This window comes from Streptomyces sp. NPDC048361 (assembly GCF_040651795.1).
In the GTDB taxonomy this organism is placed as follows: Bacteria; Actinomycetota; Actinomycetes; order Streptomycetales; family Streptomycetaceae; genus Streptomyces.
This window is the reverse complement of sequence record NZ_JBEZKW010000057.1, coordinates 14,095-31,286: the sequence shown is the minus strand read 5'-3', so window position 1 is coordinate 31,286 and position 17,192 is coordinate 14,095. Positions and strand designations below refer to the sequence as shown.

Annotated in this window: 14 protein-coding genes; 9 read left to right on the top strand and 5 right to left on the bottom strand. The window is 71.2% G+C overall.

Annotation, left to right across the window (positions count from 1 at the left end):
* Positions 1-43: 43 nt before the first annotated feature.
* Complete coding sequence (locus AB0D31_RS27315) at positions 44-1,525, top strand: MFS transporter (RefSeq protein ID WP_362727941.1); 1,482 nt, start codon at positions 44-46, stop codon at positions 1,523-1,525.
* 135 nt (positions 1,526-1,660) lie between these two features.
* On the opposite strand, the gene AB0D31_RS27310 is transcribed toward AB0D31_RS27315, so the two are convergent.
* Positions 1,661-3,502, bottom strand: a complete 1,842-nt coding sequence (locus AB0D31_RS27310; RefSeq protein ID WP_362727939.1) for a phosphatidylglycerol lysyltransferase domain-containing protein — start codon at positions 3,500-3,502, stop codon at positions 1,661-1,663.
* A 150-nt stretch (positions 3,503-3,652) separates the two neighbouring features.
* Here AB0D31_RS27310 and AB0D31_RS27305 point away from each other — a divergent pair, with 150 nt between their 5' ends.
* The gene (locus AB0D31_RS27305) at positions 3,653-4,765 is read left to right on the top strand and encodes an alpha/beta hydrolase-fold protein (protein WP_362727937.1); all 1,113 of its coding nucleotides are present in this window, start codon (positions 3,653-3,655) and stop codon (positions 4,763-4,765) included.
* Here the strand turns inward: AB0D31_RS27305 and AB0D31_RS27300 are convergent.
* Positions 4,752-5,906 carry a betaine/proline/choline family ABC transporter ATP-binding protein gene (locus AB0D31_RS27300; RefSeq protein WP_362727935.1) on the bottom strand — a complete coding sequence of 385 codons (1,155 nt, stop codon included), beginning with the start codon at positions 5,904-5,906 and terminating at the stop codon, positions 4,752-4,754. The two genes, AB0D31_RS27305 and AB0D31_RS27300, sit on opposite strands and share 14 nt — an antisense overlap.
* Positions 5,907-6,056: 150 nt before the next feature.
* Here AB0D31_RS27300 and AB0D31_RS27295 point away from each other — a divergent pair, with 150 nt between their 5' ends.
* The 4 genes from AB0D31_RS27295 (at position 6,057) to AB0D31_RS27280 (ending at position 9,701) form a co-directional block, all read left to right on the top strand.
* Positions 6,057-6,737, top strand: coding sequence for an ABC transporter permease (locus AB0D31_RS27295; protein WP_362727933.1), 681 nt, complete (start codon positions 6,057-6,059; stop codon positions 6,735-6,737).
* A gap of 3 nt (positions 6,738-6,740) precedes the next feature.
* Entirely contained in the window at positions 6,741-7,409 is a 669-nt protein-coding gene (locus AB0D31_RS27290; protein ID WP_362727932.1) for an ABC transporter permease, read from the top strand.
* 121 nt (positions 7,410-7,530) lie between these two features.
* Positions 7,531-8,526, top strand: a complete 996-nt coding sequence (locus tag AB0D31_RS27285) for an ABC transporter substrate-binding protein (protein WP_362727930.1) — start codon at positions 7,531-7,533, stop codon at positions 8,524-8,526.
* 86 nt (positions 8,527-8,612) lie between these two features.
* A complete protein-coding gene (locus AB0D31_RS27280; RefSeq protein ID WP_362727928.1) occupies positions 8,613-9,701 on the top strand; it encodes a hypothetical protein in 1,089 nt (362 codons plus the stop codon).
* Positions 9,702-10,078: 377 nt separating this feature from the next.
* Here the strand turns inward: AB0D31_RS27280 and AB0D31_RS27275 are convergent, their stop codons facing one another.
* Positions 10,079-11,221, bottom strand: a complete 1,143-nt coding sequence (locus AB0D31_RS27275) for an NADH-quinone oxidoreductase subunit D (protein ID WP_362727926.1) — start codon at positions 11,219-11,221, stop codon at positions 10,079-10,081.
* A gap of 483 nt (positions 11,222-11,704) precedes the next feature.
* Positions 11,705-12,706: an SAM-dependent methyltransferase gene (locus AB0D31_RS27270; protein ID WP_362727924.1), complete on the bottom strand. Its 1,002-nt coding sequence runs from the start codon at positions 12,704-12,706 to the stop codon at positions 11,705-11,707.
* Between the two features lie 96 nt (positions 12,707-12,802).
* Here AB0D31_RS27270 and AB0D31_RS27265 point away from each other — a divergent pair, with 96 nt between their 5' ends.
* From AB0D31_RS27265 to AB0D31_RS27255, 3 genes are all read left to right on the top strand, one after another.
* Positions 12,803-14,011: a sensor histidine kinase gene (locus AB0D31_RS27265; RefSeq protein ID WP_362727923.1), complete on the top strand. Its 1,209-nt coding sequence runs from the start codon at positions 12,803-12,805 to the stop codon at positions 14,009-14,011.
* A 123-nt stretch (positions 14,012-14,134) separates the two neighbouring features.
* Positions 14,135-14,812, top strand: a complete 678-nt coding sequence (locus AB0D31_RS27260; protein ID WP_362727921.1) for a response regulator transcription factor — start codon at positions 14,135-14,137, stop codon at positions 14,810-14,812.
* Positions 14,813-14,925: 113 nt separating this feature from the next.
* A complete protein-coding gene (locus tag AB0D31_RS27255) occupies positions 14,926-15,900 on the top strand; it encodes a zinc-binding dehydrogenase (RefSeq protein ID WP_362727919.1) in 975 nt (324 codons plus the stop codon).
* A gap of 85 nt (positions 15,901-15,985) precedes the next feature.
* Here the strand turns inward: AB0D31_RS27255 and AB0D31_RS27250 are convergent, their stop codons facing one another.
* Complete coding sequence (locus AB0D31_RS27250) at positions 15,986-17,095, bottom strand: DUF5937 family protein (RefSeq protein WP_362727971.1); 1,110 nt, start codon at positions 17,093-17,095, stop codon at positions 15,986-15,988.
* Between the last annotated feature and the right edge of the window lie 97 nt (positions 17,096-17,192).

The window sequence follows — 17,192 nt, the reverse complement described above, 5'->3', positions numbered from 1 at the left end:
TCACGCGGCCGCTCCCGGCCGCTCCTGCCGTACGGAAGAAAAAGTGACCACTAACCAACGCCCCAGCGGCGGTACCGGACTCGTCCTGGTCCTCGGCCTCGCGGCCATGGTCGTCTCGATGATGCAGACCCTGGTCGTGCCGATCCTCGGGACGATCCAGAGCGACCTCGGCACCACCACGTCCGGCGTCAGCTGGGTCACCACCGCGACCCTGCTCTCCGCCGCGGTCTTCACCCCGCTGCTCGGCCGCTTCGGCGACATGCACGGTAAGAAGCCGACCCTGATCGGTGTGCTCGTGGTCATGGTCGCGGGCTCCGTGCTCGCCGCCACCACCAGCTCGCTGGTGCTGCTGATCGTCGGCCGGGTGCTCCAGGGCGCGGCCACCGCGATCTTCCCGCTGGCTCTGTCCGTACTCCGCGAGGAGATTCCGGCGCAGAAGCTGCACGGCGCGATGGCGCTGGTCAGCGGCACGCTCGCGTTCGGCAGCGGGCTCGCGCTCGTCGGCGCGGGTCTGCTCACGCAGGGCTCGCACCCCGACTACCACCGGGTGTTCTGGCTCGCCGTGATCCTCGCGGTCCTCGCCCTCATCGCGGTCATCGCGGTCGTGCCCGCCTCCCGTACGAAGACGGGCGGACGCACCGACTGGCTCGGCGCGGCCACCCTGGCCGCCTTCCTCGTGATGCTCCTGCTGCCCATCTCGCAGGGGCATGAGTGGGGCTGGTCCTCGGGCCGTACGGTCGGGCTCTTCGTCGGCGCCGTGGTGATGGCCGGGGTCTGGGTCCTGGTCGAGCGCAAGGTCGCCGAGCCCATGGTCGACATGCGGATGTTCGCGCACCGGCCGGTGCTCTTCACCAACCTGGCCGGACTGCTCCTCGGCTTCGCGATGTTCTCCCAGTTCATCGGCGTCTCGTACCTGGTGCAGATGCCGGACGCGCTGACCGGGTACGGCTTCACGGCGTCCGTACTCCGCGCCTCCGTCGAGTACCTGTTGCCCACCACCCTCGTCTCGCTGATCGCCGCGCCGCTCGGCGGGCAGCTCGTGGGGCGGATCGGGGCGCGCTTCACGCTCGCCGCGGGTGCCGCCTTCGGTGTGCTCGGCTTCGCCTGGCTGACCGGGGCGCACGACTCGACGTCGTCCGTCATCCTCGCGGGCATGCTGATCGGTGCCGCGATCAGCTTCGGGTACGCGGCGATGCCGGCGCTCATCGTGGCGAGCGTCCCGCACCACCAGACGGGGATCGCGAACGGGATCAACTCGATCTCGCGGTCGGTGGGTTCCGCGATCGCCAGTGCGGTGATCACGTCGCTGCTCGCGTCGAAGGTCATCTCCGGGTTGCCGGCCGGGGTGCCGCCGCTGCCGGCGGAGAGCCAGTTCACGCTGTCGTTCGCGCTGGCCGGGGTCGCGTTCGTGCTGGTGATCGGGGTGGCGTTGGTGGGGCTGTCGTCCGACCGGGTGGCTGGGCGGCGTGTGGTGTCGTCTGCGCCCGAGCCGGTTCCGGCAGAGCCGGAGCTGGAGCGAGCCTGATCCGGTTCCACCGGGGCGGGCGCGACCGGTTGCATGCCGCTCGGCCCCAGCGTCGCTCAGGGGCGCGGGGAACCAACGGGTAAGGCGCCGTGAAGGCGAAACCCCGGCCCCGGCCGAGTGGGCCGGGGCCGGGGGTTACGCCGCGTGGGCCCCGTGTTCCTTCGGGGGGACGTGCGCGCACACCCGCTCGCGGCGGGCCGCCCGCGTGAGGCGGGCCAGCGGGCCCGGGAGGCCCAGGTTCACGAAGCCCTCCGCCTGCATCACGGCGAACCCGATGCGAGGAAGGTCCGCATGGGCCCGGTACACCATGAAGCGCGGTTCCCAGCGCGGCTGGAACTTCGCGTTGAACTTGTAGAGGGACTCGATCTGGAACCAGCGGGAGAGGAAGACCAGCAGGCCGCGCCACATCCGCAGCACCGGCCCCGCCCCGATCTTCTCGCCGCGCGCCAGCGCCGAGCGGAACATCGCGAAGTTCAGGGAGACCTGACGTACGCCGATCTTCTCGCAGGCCTGGAGGGAGGCCACGATGAGGAGCTCGTTCATGCCGGGGTCGGCCGAGCGGTCGCGGCGCATCATCTCCAGGGACATGCCGTCCTTGCCCCAGGGGACGAAGTGGAGGATGGCCTTCAGGTCGCCGTACGCACCGGGCGCCGCGCCCTCGTCGTCGGCCTTGTGGGCCGTCGCGATCACGCAGTCGCCGTCGTTCGGGTCGCCGATGCGGCCCAGCGCCATCGAGAAGCCGCGCTCGGTGTCGGTGCCGCGCCAGTCCTCGGCGGCCCGGCGGATGCGCTCCAGCTCACCGGCGGAGAGGTCACGAACGCGCCGCACGCGGGTTTCGTAGCCATTGCGCTCGATGCGCTTGACCATCTGGCGTACGTTCCGCATGGCGCGTCCGGCGAGGGAGAAATCCGCGACGTCCACCACCGCCTCGTCACCCAGCTCCAGCGCGTCGAGCCCTGTCTCGCGGGTCCACACCTCGCCGCCGGTCTCGGAGCAGCCGACGACCGCCGGGGTCCAGGAGTGCGCCTTCGCCTCGTCCATGAACCGCTCGATGGCGCCGGGCCACGCCTCGACGTCACCGATCGGGTCGCCCGACGCGAGCATCACACCGGAGACCACCCGGTAGGTGACCGCCGCCTTGCCGCTGGGCGAGAAGACGACGGCCTTGTCGCGGCGGAGCGCGAAGTGGCCGAGCGAGTCGCGGGCGCCGTGCTTGGCGAGCAGCTCGCGCAGCTTGTGTTCGTCGTCCTCGGTGAGGCGGGCCGCCGGGTGCTCGGGGCGGAACGCCAGGTAGATCGTGGTGACGGCGGTCAGCAGGCCGAGCGCGCCGAGCGAGTAGCCGACCGTCCAGCTGGTGCGGCCCTGGTACTCCACGGGTCCCTCGAAGCCGACCAGGCCGAACATCACGTGCTGGATGCGGTCCACGATGGACGGATTGCCCAGCGTCCGGTTGGGATGGACGCTCACGATGACCAGGCCGAGGCCCAGCGACCCCGCTCCCATCAGGAAGAAGTTCGCCACGGCCTTCCAGCGGCTGCGCGGGTCGGGCAGCGCGGTGAACTCGCTCCGGTGGCGAACGAGCAGTGTGAGAAGTACCAATGAGATCAGCACCCCGACGACGGAGTGCCGGTACCAGAACTGGGCCACCGCCCCGATCGGCAGCAGCACCACGGCGGCCCGCCACGCTCGGCGCTTGCGGCGCTTCAGGCCGTGCGCGAGGAGCAGCAGGAGGATGCCGGCGCAGAGCGCCACGGCCGCCGCGAAGGGGCCGAAGGTGCCCGGCAGCACTTCGCTGACGCTGTGGAACCGACTGTGCCGGACGCGATCGAAGACTCCGGCCGCGACGTCCAGGAGGCCCACGATCGTGCAGGCCGTACCGACCAGCTTGGGAACCGACTCGGGGCGCGGCCCGCGGAGGACCTTTCGTACACGAGTCGGAACCGATCCGTTTTTGTCCCCATCTATCCTGACAGACATCGCTTCCCGTGACTCCGCGAGAGATTCAGTTGGCCGGGGGACGGCGTCCGCACCGTCCAGCCGGACAATTTGCGCCCTCTAGGACGGGACTTGTGGGGGGTGGGTTCCCTCGCCCTCAGGAAAATCTCAGCCAGAAAGTTTCATCGACTCATGGGTCTCACGAGCAACAAGGTCCTGGCACTCGCCGTTTTCCTGGCGGTAGTGCTGTTCGCGGTCACCGTCTGGCTGTGGCCGCGCCTGGCCCGTCGCAGCTGGAAGGCCGTGACGGGCCGGATCGGGCTGCTGCTCGCGACCCAGCTGGCGATCTTCGCGTCGGTCGGTCTCGCCGCCAACAACTCGTTCCTGTTCTACGGATCCTGGGCCGACCTGTTCGGCCAGGAACAGGACATGGGCAAGGTCGTCGACCATTCGGCGGGCGGCGGGGGCGTCAAGATCGTCGCCAAGCAGAAGCCCGACACCCCGGGTGCGGGAAAGCCGCAGATCGGGGGCGAGATCCAGAAGATCGTGCTGTCCGGTCGGAAGTCGGGGATAACGAGCCCCGCGTATGTGTATCTGCCGCCGGAGTATTTCCAGAAGGCGTACGAGAAGAAGACCTTCCCGGCCTCGATCGTGCTGACGGGCTACCCGGGCACCGCGGAGAACCTGCTCAAGGGGCTGCGCTATCCGAAGACGGCCTGGGCGCAGGCCAAGCAGAAGAAGATGCAGCCCATGATCCTGGTCATGATGCGCCCCACGGTGGCCGGCCAGCGCGACACGGAGTGCGTCGACATACCGCGCGGCCCGCAGACCGAGACGTTCTTCGCGAAGGACGTGCCGAGGGCGATCTCCGCCACGTACCGCGTCGGCACCAAGGCCCGGAACTGGGGATTCATCGGCAATTCCACCGGCGGCTACTGCGCCCTGAAGATCGGCATGCACCACCCGGAGCAGTTCGCCGCGAGCGCCGGCCTCTCCGCGTACTACAAGGCGGCCGACGACCCGACGACCGGCGACCTCTTCCACGGCGACAAGCACCAGCAGAACCGTGCCAACCTGCTGTGGAGCCTGGACCACCTGCCGGCGGGCACGTCGTCCTTCTTGGTGACCAGCTCCCTGTCGGGTGAGGACAACTACAAGCCGACCCAGGCCTTCATCAAGAAGGTGAAGGCGCCCGGCCGCGTGTCGTCCATCACGCTGGACAGCGGCGGCCACAACTTCAACACCTGGCGCCGCGAGATCCCGCCGACCCTGGAGTGGATCGGCGGCCGGCTCAGCGCGAGCTGACCGACGCGACCGAGTCGACCGTCACCTCGGTCCGCGGCACCGCGTGGGCGTCCGCGTCGATGGAGCGGCGCAGCGCCTCGTGGAGCCGGGCCGGGGTGAGCACGCCGAGGAAACGGCCCCGCTCCTCGCGGTCGATCACCGCGATCCAGCCCGCGTCGTGCTGGAGCATCGTGGCGAAGGCCTGCTTGAGGGAGGCGCCGACCGGCAGCCAGGCCTCCATGCGCCGGGCGTGCTCGCGGACCGTGCCCGTGCCGAGCCGGGCCTGCTCGCCGGAGATCCAGCCGTGCAGATTGTCCTCGCCGTCCAGGACGACCGCCCAGCGCGCGATGTCGGCAGGGAGCGGGTCATCGAGGTGGACCACGGGCGGCTGGTCGAGGTCGCTCTCCTCAATGGGGGTGACCGAAAGCCGCTTGAGGCCGCGGTCGGCGCCGACGAAGTCCGCGACATAGTCGGTGGCGGGGGCGCCGAGCACGGCGGCAGGAGCGTCGAACTGCTCGATGGAGCCCTGCCCGTAGACGGCGATGCGGTCGCCGAGCCGGACCGCCTCCTCGATGTCGTGGGTGACGAACAGGACGGTCTTGCGCACCTGCGACTGGAGCTTGAGGAACTCGTTCTGCAACCGCTCGCGCACCACCGGGTCGACCGCGCCGAACGGCTCGTCCATCAGCAGGACGGGCGGGTCGGCCGCCAATGCCCTTGCCACACCCACTCGTTGACGCTGGCCGCCGGAGAGCTGCTCCGGGTAGCGCGAGCCGTACGTCTTCGGGTCGAGCCCCACCAGGTCGAGCAGCTCGGCCGCGCGCTCGTGCGCCTTCGCCTTCTTGACGCCGAGCAGATGCGGCACGGTCGCGGTGTTCTCCAGGACCGTCTTGTGCGGGAAGAGCCCGACCTGCTGGATCACATAGCCGATGCGGCGCCGCAGTTGGACCGGATCGACGGTCGCTATGTCCTCTCCGTCCACGAATATCCGTCCGCCGGACGGCTCGATGAGACGGTTGACCATCTTCATCGTCGTGGTCTTGCCGCACCCCGACGGGCCGACCAGGGTGACCAGTTCCCCCTCGGCCACCTCGAAGGAGAGATCGTCCACGGCGATGGTGCCGTCGTCGTACCGCTTGGTGACGTGCTCGAACCGGATCATGGGTCCCCATTGTGAAGGCTGGCGTGCGCGCTTGTGTGAATCCCATGTTGCTGTACCGCAAAGGCCCACGGCGATTGTCAGTGGCCGGGGATAGGGTTTGGTACGTACGTTCGGGGCAGAGGTAACGGGATGCCCGGGGGAGGTGGGGAAGTGGCGCAGAACTGTCTGGCGGCGAACGACTGGATCTGCTGGGAATACGTCAGTTCCCGCAGTCAGGAACTGACCGACGCGACGGTCCAGCACATCTGGATCACCGCGGTGTCGGTGCTCATAGGCCTCCTCGTCGCCTTCCCCCTCGCGCTGCTCGCGCGCGGCCGCAAGGGAGTCGCGGCCACCGTCCTCGGCTTCACCACCGTGCTCTATACCGTGCCCTCGCTCGCCATGTTCGCCCTGCTGCTCCCGGTGTTCGGCCTCTCGGCCGGCCTGGTGATCACGGGCCTGGTGCTGTACTCACTGACGATCCTCATACGCAACATCCTGGCCGGGCTCGAATCGGTGCCGCCCGACGCCCTGGAGGCGGCCCGCGGGATGGGATACGGGCGCGTACGGCTGCTCTTCGAGGTCGAGCTGCCGCTCGCGCTGCCCGCCCTGATGGCCGGCCTCCGGATCGCCACGGTCGCCACCGTCGCGCTGACCACGATCGGCTCGCTCGTCGACCACGGCGGCCTCGGCAACCTCATCGAGCAGGGCCTGCCCACCTTCTTCAAGGCGCAGATCCTCACCGCGTCCGTGCTGTGCGTGGTGCTCGCCATCACCGCCGACCTGCTGCTCCTCGGCGTCCAGCGGCTGCTCACGCCGTGGACCCGGATCCGTACGGCGAAGGCGGTCTGAGCGATGGGAGTCTTCACACAGGCCTGGACCTGGCTGACCACGGGCGCCAACTGGTCCGGCGATGAGGGGGCCTGGCACCGGCTCGGCGAGCATGTGTACGTCAGCGCGCTCGCCCTCGTCGTCTCCTGCCTGGTCGCCCTGCCGCTCGCGCTCTGGCTCGGCCACATCGGCAAGGGCGGCGCGCTGGCCGTCAACATCTCCAACGTGGGCCGGGCGATACCCGTCTTCGCGGTGCTCGCCCTGTTCATGGTGACGCCGCTGCGCAACGCGGGGTATCTGCCCACCGTGATCGCCCTGGTGCTCTTCGCGGTGCCGCCGCTGCTGACCAACGCCTACGTCGGCATGCGCGAGGTGGACCGGGCGGCGGTGGAGGCGGCGCGCGGCATGGGGATGTCGGGACGCCAGCTCTTCCTCCAGGTCGAGCTGCCGCTCGCCTACCCGCTGATCATGACGGGGCTCCGCTCGGCGGCGGTGCAGATCATCGCCACGGCGACGATCGCCGCGATGGCCGGGCTCGGCGGGCTCGGGCGCATCGTCACGGAGGGGTTCGCGGTGTACGACACGCCGCAGGTGGTGGCGGGAGCGATGCTCGTGGCGGCGCTCGCCCTGCTCGTGGAGGGCGCTCTGGTGGCGATCGACCGACTCTTCAGCCCGCTGCGCAAGCGTTCGTGACCCCGCGGCGTTCATGGATCCCGGCCCGCCGTCCTGACCCCGGAGGGCCCATGGCCCCCGCCCCGCTGCCCCTGATGTACCTCTCAAGTCCCCTCGATACCTACCGGATTGGTGACCATCCATGAGCAAGATCCTGCGTACGACCGGTGCGGTCCTGGGCACGCTGGCGCTGGCCGGCACGCTGGCCGCGTGCGGCGGCGACAGCCTGGAGAAGAACAAGGACAAGAGCAGTTCAAGCACGACCGGCGGTTCGAGCAGTACGGGCGGCGGCAAGAAGGGCTCGCTGGTGATCGGCGCGGCCGGCTTCACCGAGTCGGCGGTCCTGGCGGAGCTGTACGCGCAGGTTCTCTCCGACGCGGGGTACTCGACGTCGGTGACCACCGTGAAGAACCGGGAACTGTACGAACCCGCCCTGGAGAAGGGCGAGATCGACGTCGTACCGGAATACGCGGCCACGCTCACCGAATTCCTCAATGCCAAGGTCAACGGCGACAAGGCGAAGGACAAGCCGCTCGCGTCCAGCGATGTCACCGCCACCCTGGCCGAACTGACCAAGCTCGCCGGGCCGCGCGGCCTGAAGGTTCTGCCGGCCGGCGGGGCCGTCGACCAGAACGCGTTCGCGGTGACCAAGGAATTCGCCGCGAAGAACAAGCTCACGTCCCTTTCCGACCTGGGTGCGTCGAAGGTCAAGGTGAAGATCGCCGCAGGCGACGAGTGCAAGATCCGGCCATTCTGCGCCCCGGGTCTGACGTCGAAGTACGGGATCGACGTCAGCGGCATCGACCCCAAGGGCGTCGGAACTCCCGGCGCCAAGCAGGCCGTCAAGGACGGGGTGGACCAGCTGGTGCTGACCACCACGACCGACGCGACCCTGGACACCTACGGCCTCGTCCTGCTCCAGGACGACAAGAAGCTGCAGAACGCGGACAACGTGCTGCCGGTCGTCAATGCGAAGGACGCGGGCGCGCCCGGGATAGCCGACGCGCTCGGCAAGCTGACCAAGGCCCTGACGACCGACGATCTCGTCGGCCTCAACCGCAAGGTCGATGCCGAGCGGGCCAAGCCGGCCGATGTCGCGAAGCAGTATCTCCAGTCGAAGGGACTGATCAAGAAGTAGCCGAATTTGGCGATCGGAGTAACTACAGGGGAACAGATTGGCGGGCGAGGGTCCATATGAGGTCTACGCACGGTAAATTTCAGGCCATGCCACGTGGACGCCACCGTCATTCCCCTCCGCTGCACCGGCTCCTCCAGCCGTCGGCCGTCGCCGGCGTCTCGGTCATCTGCGCCGGTGGCGCCTGGCTCTTCGATCAGCCCGCCGCGCTGCGGGCGTTGGCCGCCGCGGCCGCGGCGGCCTGCGTCACCGGCTCGGTGCTCATGCGCTCCTGGGACCGGGCCGCGGGACGCCGTGTCGCCGAGCTGACCCGCTCGCGCGCGGCCGACCAGTGGCGCACCGAGGAGCGGATCGCCGAGCTGGAGACCGAGTTGGAGGAGTCGCGCGAGCTGCGCGGCCGCATCGACGCCAAGCTGCGCGCCAAGCGCAAGGAGCTGGCCGGACTGCGCGGCGAACACGCGGCGCTGCTGCGGCGGTACGCCAACGCCGAGACCGAGCGGGCCAGCGCCCTTGAGGGCCGGCGTCAGCTCGCCCTGGAGGCGGGCGCACCCAAAGCCCTTCTGCGGTCGGGCAGTACGCCGACACCGGCGTCCTACCGCGCGGCGGCCCGCGCCCTCGAATCCCTCTCGCTCAGCGCGGAACGCCAGGCGAAGGCGCGGGCGGAGGCGCGGGTTGGGGCGTCGCGTGCCGGGGCCGAACCCGGCGTCCCGGGGGCGGAGGAGCCGCAGGGGAAGCTCGCGGCGGTCCGCGGCAGCGGGGAGCACACCCGCCCGTCGGCCGCCCTCACCCCCAAGCCCCGCCAGGCCGAACTCCCCGCGGCGCCCGCCCCGGTGGCCTCGGCCGTCGTGCCCTACCTCGCCCGTCGCGCGGTACGCCCCGAAGGCAGCTTCGACTTCTTCGGCACGGGGGGCGCGGGGGGCGCGGAGGGCACGGACGCCGCTGCAACCGTCGCCCCGGAAGCCCCGGAAGCCCCGGAAGCCCCGGAAGCCCGACGGACGGTGCAGGCCGCCATCGAGGCCGTACAGGACGAGGACCTCGCCGACGTCGTGGGCGAGGAGGTCCTGGCGGACCGGGCTCAGCAGGGCCCGGAGAAGGTCGTCGGCGAGGTCATCGACCTGACCGCCCACGACGAGACCGAACAACTGGACCTGGTGGAGCTGCGCACCGCGATCTCGTAGCCGCCGCGGGCGAGGCGCGCACCCGGGACCATCCGCGGCCTTCGCCCGGCGGGGTTGTGCGTCCGGGTACGGAGGCCTTCGCCTGGGGGATCTGCGTCCGGTACCGAGGCCGCCGCATCGTGGCGAGTGTCGGTACCGGACGCAGAGTCCGGATGCGCGGAGCGACCGGCATCCGGGCGGGCTCCCTCCCCCCGAGCGGGCCCGCGGGAACCATGGTGATCGGAGCGCCGGCGACTTACCAGGGGGCACGGGAGCAGAGCACCGCCGCGCAGCCCGTTCCGCGCGCCACGGCCGCCCCCGCCGACCGCCCCCGCGACGGGCACGCTCCCCTCACGCCGAAGGGGACCAGGTGTATAGGGCAATAGCGGCTGTAGGGGCTACTTGTCGATGTCGCCGACGACGAAGAAGAGCGACCCCAGGATCGCCACCATGTCGGCGACGAGCGTCCCCGGCAGCAGGACGGCGAGGGCCTGGATGTTGTTGTACGAGGCGGAGCGCAGCTTCAGCCGGTACGGGGTCTTCTCGCCCTTGCTGACGAGGTAGTAGCCGTTGATGCCGAGCGGGTTCTCGGTCCAGGCGTACGTCTGGCCTTCGGGCGCCTTGAGCACCTTGGGCAGCCGCTGGTTGATCGGCCCGGGCGCGAGGCCGTCCATGCGGTCCAGGCAGGCGTCGGCGAGGTCGAGCGCGTTGTGGGTCTGGTCCAGAAGGCACTCGAAACGGGCGAGGCAGTCGCCCTCGGTGCGGGTGACGACCTTGAGGGTGTCCTGGAGCTCCCCGTACGCGAGGTACGGCTCGTCGCGGCGCAGGTCGAAGTCGACGCCGGAGGCACGGGCGATGGGCCCGCTGACGCCGTACGCGTGGACGGCCTCGGCGGAGAGCACGCCGACGTTCCTGGTGCGGCCGCGGAAGATCTCGTTGCCGAGGACGAGCCGGTCGTAGACGTCCATGCGTGAACGGACCGACGCGATGGCGTGCCGGACCCGGCCGAGCCAGCCGAGCGGCAGGTCCTCCTTGAGGCCGCCGACACGGTTGAACATGTAGTGCATGCGGCCGCCGGAGATCTCCTCCATCACGGCCTGGAGCTCCTCGCGCTCGCGGAACGCGTGGAAGACGGGGGTGATGCCGCCGAGCTCCAGCGGGTACGAGCCGAGGAACATCAGGTGGTTGAGGACGCGGTTCAGCTCGGCGAGCAGGGTGCGGGTCCAGACGGCGCGCTCGGGGACCTCCATGCCGAGCATCCGCTCCACGGCCATGACGACGCCGAGCTCGTTGGAGAACGCGGAGAGCCAGTCGTGGCGGTTGGCCAGCATCACGATCTGGCGGTAGTCGCGGGCCTCGAAGAGCTTCTCCGCACCGCGATGCATGTAGCCGATGACCGGCTCGGCCTGCTGGATGCGTTCGCCGTCCAGCACGAGCTTGAGGCGGAGCACTCCGTGGGTGGAGGGGTGCTGGGGGCCGATGTTGAGCACCATGTCGGTGCTTTCCGCTCCGCCGCCGATGCCGACCGTCGTCTCCGTCATGGTGGTCAGTATCCCCTGGGGCCCCGTGCCCCGGGCCCCAGCCCCCACGCACCACGGGGCCGCGCCCCCACGCACCCCGGGGCCGCGCCCCCGACCCCGCGCCTCGTCCGCACGCGTTGGGCGGCTGGTCGCGCCGTCCCCCGCGCCCCGGAAACCCTGCTTTCGTCCGCGGGGCGTGGACGGCTGGTCGCGCAGTTCCCCGCGCCCCTGAACCCGCCTTCGTCTGCGGACCGTGCTCGCTTCTCGCGCAGTTCCCCGCGCCCCTGAACCCACCTTCGTCCGCGGGGCGTGGACGGCTGGTCGCGCAGTTCCCCGCGCCCCTGAACCCGCCTTCGTGTGCGGACCGTGCTCACTTCTCGCGCAGTTCCCCGCGCCCCTGAACCCGCCTTCGTCTGCGGACCGTGCTCGCTTCTCGCGCAGTTCCCCGCGCCCCTGACTACTCGGTGCGGGCCCGCATGGGGGGTGGGCGAACCACCCAGGGGCTCAGCCCCGGCTGACCCGCTGCAGCAGCCACGTGAAGTCACCAAGCCCGCCCCGCGAGGTCAGCTCCGCCGCCTCCCCCGCCGCGGCCAGCCGGCGAACGTACCCCGCCGGATCCGACCCCGCGAGGGCCAGCGGGGGCCGCCCGCCCGAGACGCCGAGCCGGGCCAGCGCGTCCCGCTGGGACACCAGCTCCACCCCGGCCGCCCCAGCCGCCCCGGCCACCCCGCACGCGTCGAGTGCGACATGCGCCGTGATGTCGCACGACCCGTCCGGCACGGGCGCCACCTCCCGCCCGCCCCGGAACCCGCTCAGTGTCCCGAACGGCGGCCGGTCCTCCCGCGTGTGCGCGTAGTCGACGGCCACCGCCATCCCCGCGTCGAGCGCGCCCACCGCCTCCGCCCAGGCCACATCCCGCGGCCACCCGATCTCGGCACGCGTACCCGGCTCGGTCAGCGGCCACCAGCGGGCCAGCCAAGCGGCGTCCGCGCCCGATACCGGCTCGCCGAGCACCTCCGTACCGTCGGGGCGTACGAGAACGAGCCTGGCCACGCCGTCCGCGTCGGCCTCGGCCACGTCCACCGGTACGTTGTCGAGCCACTCGTTGGCGAAGAGGAGGCCACGGATGCCCGAGGGCACGTCGGGGCGCCATTCGATCCGCTCGGGGAGCCCGGCGGGGCGGGCCGCGCGTTCGACGGCGTACGCACGGACCGGGAAGCCGGGCGGCAGCGCGGCCAGCACCCCGGTCAGCAGCTCCCCGCGGCCCGCGCCGACGTCGACGAGGTCGACGGGCCCGGGGCCGAGCCGGTCCGCGACCTCCGTAAGGAGGCGGGCGACAGCGCCCGCGAAGAGCGGCGAGGCATGCACCGACGTGCGGAAATGCCCGGCGGGTCCCTCGGGGCGCAGATAGAACCCGCCGTCACCGTAGAGCGCCCGCTCGGTGGCCTCGCGCCACCCGAGGAGCCCGGAGCGCCGAGGAAAGTGCTGACACGTCTCATCCGTCACGGGGTCAAGTCTCCACCTTGCGGAGTACGCCGTCGGGGACAGGATCGCCCCGCCGGTTGACCCCTGCACCTATCCGGCTTCCCTACGCTGGGTTACGTGCAGCGCCTCTACGATTTCATCCGCAGACACCCGACCGGGGTCGACACCTTCTGGGCCGTCATCCTCTTCGGTTTCTCCTGCCTGCAGATCGCGGCGGTGGCGGACGACCCGAAGCAGGCGAGCTGGCCGGTCCACGTCCTGGTGGCGCTCGGGATGGCCACCGCCGTGGCGCTGCGCCGCCGCGCCCCCGAGCGGATGCTGCTCCTCGTCATCGCGATGGGCCTGGTCCAGCTCGTGCTCGACGTGCAGCCCCAGGTCCAGGACTTCGCGATGCTGGTCGTCGTCTACACGGTGGCCTCGGCGGGCCGGAGGTGGGCCTCGCGGGTCGCGCTCATCGGCGGGGTGTGCGCGGCGCCCCTCGCCCATGTGCGCTGGTTGCAGACCGGGGGCGCGAACAGCCCGGCGGAGAAGGTGTTCTTTGTCGTCATCATGACGGTCCCCTTCGTGCTCGCCTGGGTGCTCGGCGACTCGGTGCGTACCCGCAGGGCGTACTTCGCGCAGCTGGAGGAGCGGGCCTCGCGGCTCGAACGGGAGCGCGAGGCGCAGGCGAAGGTGGCGGTCGCGGCCGAGCGGGCCCGGATCGCCCGCGAGCTCCACGACGTGGTGGCGCACAACGTGTCGGTGATGGTCGTGCAGGCCGACGGCGCGGCGTACGTGATGGACAGCTCGCCCGACCAGGCGAGGACCGCCCTGGAGACGATCTCGACGACCGGGCGCCAGGCGCTCGCCGAGATGCGCCGGCTGCTCGGTGTGCTGCGCACGGGCGAGCACCAGGAGGCGGGGGAGTATGTGCCGCAGCCGGACGTCGAGCAGATCGAGGAGCTGGTCGAGTCGGTCAGGAAGGCGGGCCTCACCGTCGACTTCAAGATCGAGGGCACCCCGCGCCCGCTCCCGAGCGGCGTCGAGCTGACGGCGTACCGCATCGTGCAGGAGGCCCTCACCAACACCCGTAAGCACGGCGGCCCCGACGCGGGGGCCAGCGTGCGCCTCGTGTACTTCGACGACGGGCTGGGCCTGCTCGTCGAGGACGACGGCCGGGGCGCGGCCCACGAGATGTACGAGGACGGCGGCGCGGACGGCCGGGGCCACGGCATGATCGGGATGCGCGAGCGCATCGGCATGGTCGGCGGCACCCTGGACGCGGGCCCCCGCCCCGGCGGCGGCTTCCGCATCAGCGCCCTGCTCCCGCTGAAGCCGGCCCATTGACGTCCCGCGCGGGTCTGTTGTGCTTGCTCCGCCTGCTGGTGTCCTGCTTGCCGGTGTCTGGCTGCCGGTGTTGTGCTCGCCGACGTTCCGCCTGCCTGTGTTCTGCGTGATGGAGAGGAAACGATGACGATCCGCGTGATGCTCGTCGACGATCAGGTGCTGCTGCGCACCGGGTTCCGGATGGTGCTTGCCGCCCAGCCGGACATGGAGGTCGTCGCGGAGGCGGGTGACGGCGCGGAAGCGATCGACATCCTGCGCGCGACCGCCGTCGACGTGGTCCTGATGGATGTGCGCATGCCGCGTCTCGACGGCGTCGAGGCCACCCGGCGCATCTGCGAGGCGCCGGACCCGCCGAAGGTGCTGATCCTGACCACCTTCGACCTCGACGAGTACGCCTTCTCCGGGCTGAAGGCGGGTGCCAGCGGCTTCATGCTGAAGGATGTCCCGCCGGCCGAACTGCTCGGCGCCATCCGCTCGGTGCACAGCGGGGACGCGGTGGTCGCGCCGTCGACCACCCGGCGCCTGCTCGACCGGTTCGCACCGCTGCTGCCCAGCGGGGGCAAGGAGCCGGAGCACAAGCAGTTGAAGAAGCTGACCGAGCGGGAGCGCGAGGTCATGCTCCTCGTCGCACAGGGGCTGTCCAACGGCGAGATCGCCGCGCGGCTGGTCCTGTCGGAGGCCACCGTCAAGACGCATGTGGGCCGCATCCTGACCAAGCTGGGGCTGCGCGACCGCGTCCAGGTCGTGGTCCTGGCGTACGAGACCGGGCTGGTCCGCGCAGGGGGCGGCGGCGCGGGGTGAACCGCCGTCGGCCTACGGCCTAGGTCCGTCGCCCGGTGGCGTTAGTACGATGACCATCGTACTATCTCCGTGTTCGGAACTCCGGTGCGGTCGATGTACGGGGAAGTGGCGTCATGCGTGCGATCAGGTTCGACGAGTTCGGCGGTCCCGAGGTGCTCCGGCTGGTGGAGGCCGAGGTGCCGCGCCCCGGGCCGGGTGAGGTGAGCATCGACGTCGCGTACGTCGGCGTCAACTTCGCGGATCTCAAGGCGCGTTCGGTGGGGTACCGGGTCGCCTCGCTCCCCTTCGTACCCGGCCTCGAACTCTCCGGCCGCGTCCGGGAGCTCGGCGACGGCGTGACGGGGCTCGCGGTCGGCCAGGAGGTCGCCGCGATGACCGAGGGCGGCGCCTACGCGGACGTGGCCGTGGCGCCCGCCGCCACCGTCTTCCCGCTCCCCGCCGGCGTGAGCCCGCGCACCGCCGCGACCCTGCCCACGGTGCTGCCCACCGCGCACGCCCTGATCCACGAGGTGGGCCGGCTGCAACCGGGCGAGAGCGTCCTGGTGCAGGGCGCCGCGGGTGGCGTCGGCACCGTCGCAGGTCAGCTCGCCCAACTCGCCGGCGCGGGCGCCGTGTACGGGGTGGTCTCCAGCGAGGCCAAGGCCGCGTACGCCCGCGCGCACGGCTACGACGACGCCTTCCAGACCGGCACCTTCGACGCGGACGTGCTGCGCGCCACCGCAGGTCGTGGCGTGGACCTGGTGCTCGACCCCGTCGGCGGCGAGACCCTGCGCCGCGGCCTCGGGTCGCTCGCGCTGTTCGGCCGACTCGTCTCGTACGGCAACGCGAGTGGCGAGGAGGCCTGGCAGGTCGGGCAGGGCGAGCTGTATCCGCGGGGGCGTACCGTCTCGGGCTTCTCCATCCTGGGCCTGGCGGCCGACGATCCCGGTGCCCTGCGCGCGATCGCGGACCGGGCGCTCGCCCTCGCCACCAGCGGGAAGGTGGAACTCCCGGTCACCGCCGAGTTCGCCCTCGAAGAGGCCGCCTCCGCCCACCGGTTGATGGAGAGCCGCACCTCGACGGGCAAGCTCCTTCTGAAGGTGGCCTAGCTGCGAGTCACCTGGAGGTGCGCTGCTGCGCACGGTGGGCCGCACCCTGGAGGGCGAGTTGACGGTGGCTGCCCCGGCGGGAGCGCTAGCGCAGCACCCCCTCCAGGAAGTCGCTGCCCAGGCGGGCCACCACCGTCAAGTCCAGCTGGTGCAGCACATAGCGGCCGCGCCGCCGCGTGGTGAGCAGGCCCGCCCGCTTCAGGACGGCCAGATGACGGGAGACCTCCGGCGCCGATATGCCGTGCTGCTCGGCGAGTTCGCCCGTCGTGTACGGGGAGCGGGCCAGGTTGCGGCACAGACGCATCCGCATCGGGTGGGCGAGGGCCTCCATCCGCAGCTTCAGCAGCTCGACCGAGGCGGGCGACGGCAGTTCGGGCCCGTGCACCGGATACTGGATCACCGGACGCCAGCCCGGCGCGTGCAGCACCGTCAGATGCGGCCAGCCGAACGAGGTGGGCACGAAGGTGAGCCCCGCGCCTGGCTCGGGGTCCGTGGCGGTGGTGTGGCCCTCGGACAGCTTGTCCACAGCGATCCGCGTACCGCCCTCGTCGAGGCTGAGGGCGGCCGACACCGCGTTGACGGCCTCACCGAGCCCCTTGCGGCGCAGCAGCTCCGCCTTGTGCCGTGCGTCGGCGGCCAGCTGGACCCGGACCCGTTGCCAGGTGTCGGCGAAGAACGCCTGGTCGCAGTCTTCCAGGAGACGCCGCAGCCAGGCCCGTACGCACGCCGGGTCCTCCAACAGGCGCCGCGTGAAGTCCACTTGGCGCGGGCCGCGGTTGGCCGCCATCTCCAGCGCCCGCGCCCGCATCGCCGGATCGTGCAGCGGGGACGGTGTCTTGACCGCGTACAGATTGCAGGTGATCTCCAGGGCGGCGGAGGCGAACCGCTCGTCGGGAAGCAGATCGAGCAGGTCGAGGTCCTCGGCCAGGGTCGAGCCGGTCTCGCCGGCCCGGCCCGGTATGCCCGCGAACGGCATGAACACATCGGAGAAGGTGTGCCGCCACAGGAACTCCGCCTCGTGCAGCCGGTCCGCGAGGTCGGGCTTGAGGCGCGCCGCGGTCGCGGTCGCCCAGCCGTGCAGGCCCGGGTGGTGCCCCGGCTCGGAGAGCGCGTGCAGGGCCAGGCCCAGCTCGGCCAGCGGCGAGATCGCGAAGCCGATGCGTTCGGGCGCGAGGCCCGTGATGTCGATGGTCACGCTCATGGCCCCATGGTGCACCGGGGCACTGACAGTGCCGCCGACGATTGACGGCCATGGTCAATCGATGGCGGCGCGTGACGGCCACGGCCATGGT

Coding starts and splice junctions, on each gene's coding strand:
- AB0D31_RS27310 (WP_362727939.1), bottom strand. CDS start 3,502: ATGTCTGTCAGGATAGATGGGGACAAAAACGGATCGGTTCCGACTCGT.
- AB0D31_RS27305 (WP_362727937.1), top strand. CDS start 3,653: ATGGGTCTCACGAGCAACAAGGTCCTGGCACTCGCCGTTTTCCTGGCG.
- AB0D31_RS27300 (WP_362727935.1), bottom strand. CDS start 5,906: ATGATCCGGTTCGAGCACGTCACCAAGCGGTACGACGACGGCACCATC.
- AB0D31_RS27290 (WP_362727932.1), top strand. CDS start 6,741: ATGGGAGTCTTCACACAGGCCTGGACCTGGCTGACCACGGGCGCCAAC.
- AB0D31_RS27285 (WP_362727930.1), top strand. CDS start 7,531: ATGAGCAAGATCCTGCGTACGACCGGTGCGGTCCTGGGCACGCTGGCG.
- AB0D31_RS27280 (WP_362727928.1), top strand. CDS start 8,613: ATGCCACGTGGACGCCACCGTCATTCCCCTCCGCTGCACCGGCTCCTC.
- AB0D31_RS27275 (WP_362727926.1), bottom strand. CDS start 11,221: ATGACGGAGACGACGGTCGGCATCGGCGGCGGAGCGGAAAGCACCGAC.
- AB0D31_RS27260 (WP_362727921.1), top strand. CDS start 14,135: ATGACGATCCGCGTGATGCTCGTCGACGATCAGGTGCTGCTGCGCACC.
- AB0D31_RS27255 (WP_362727919.1), top strand. CDS start 14,926: ATGCGTGCGATCAGGTTCGACGAGTTCGGCGGTCCCGAGGTGCTCCGG.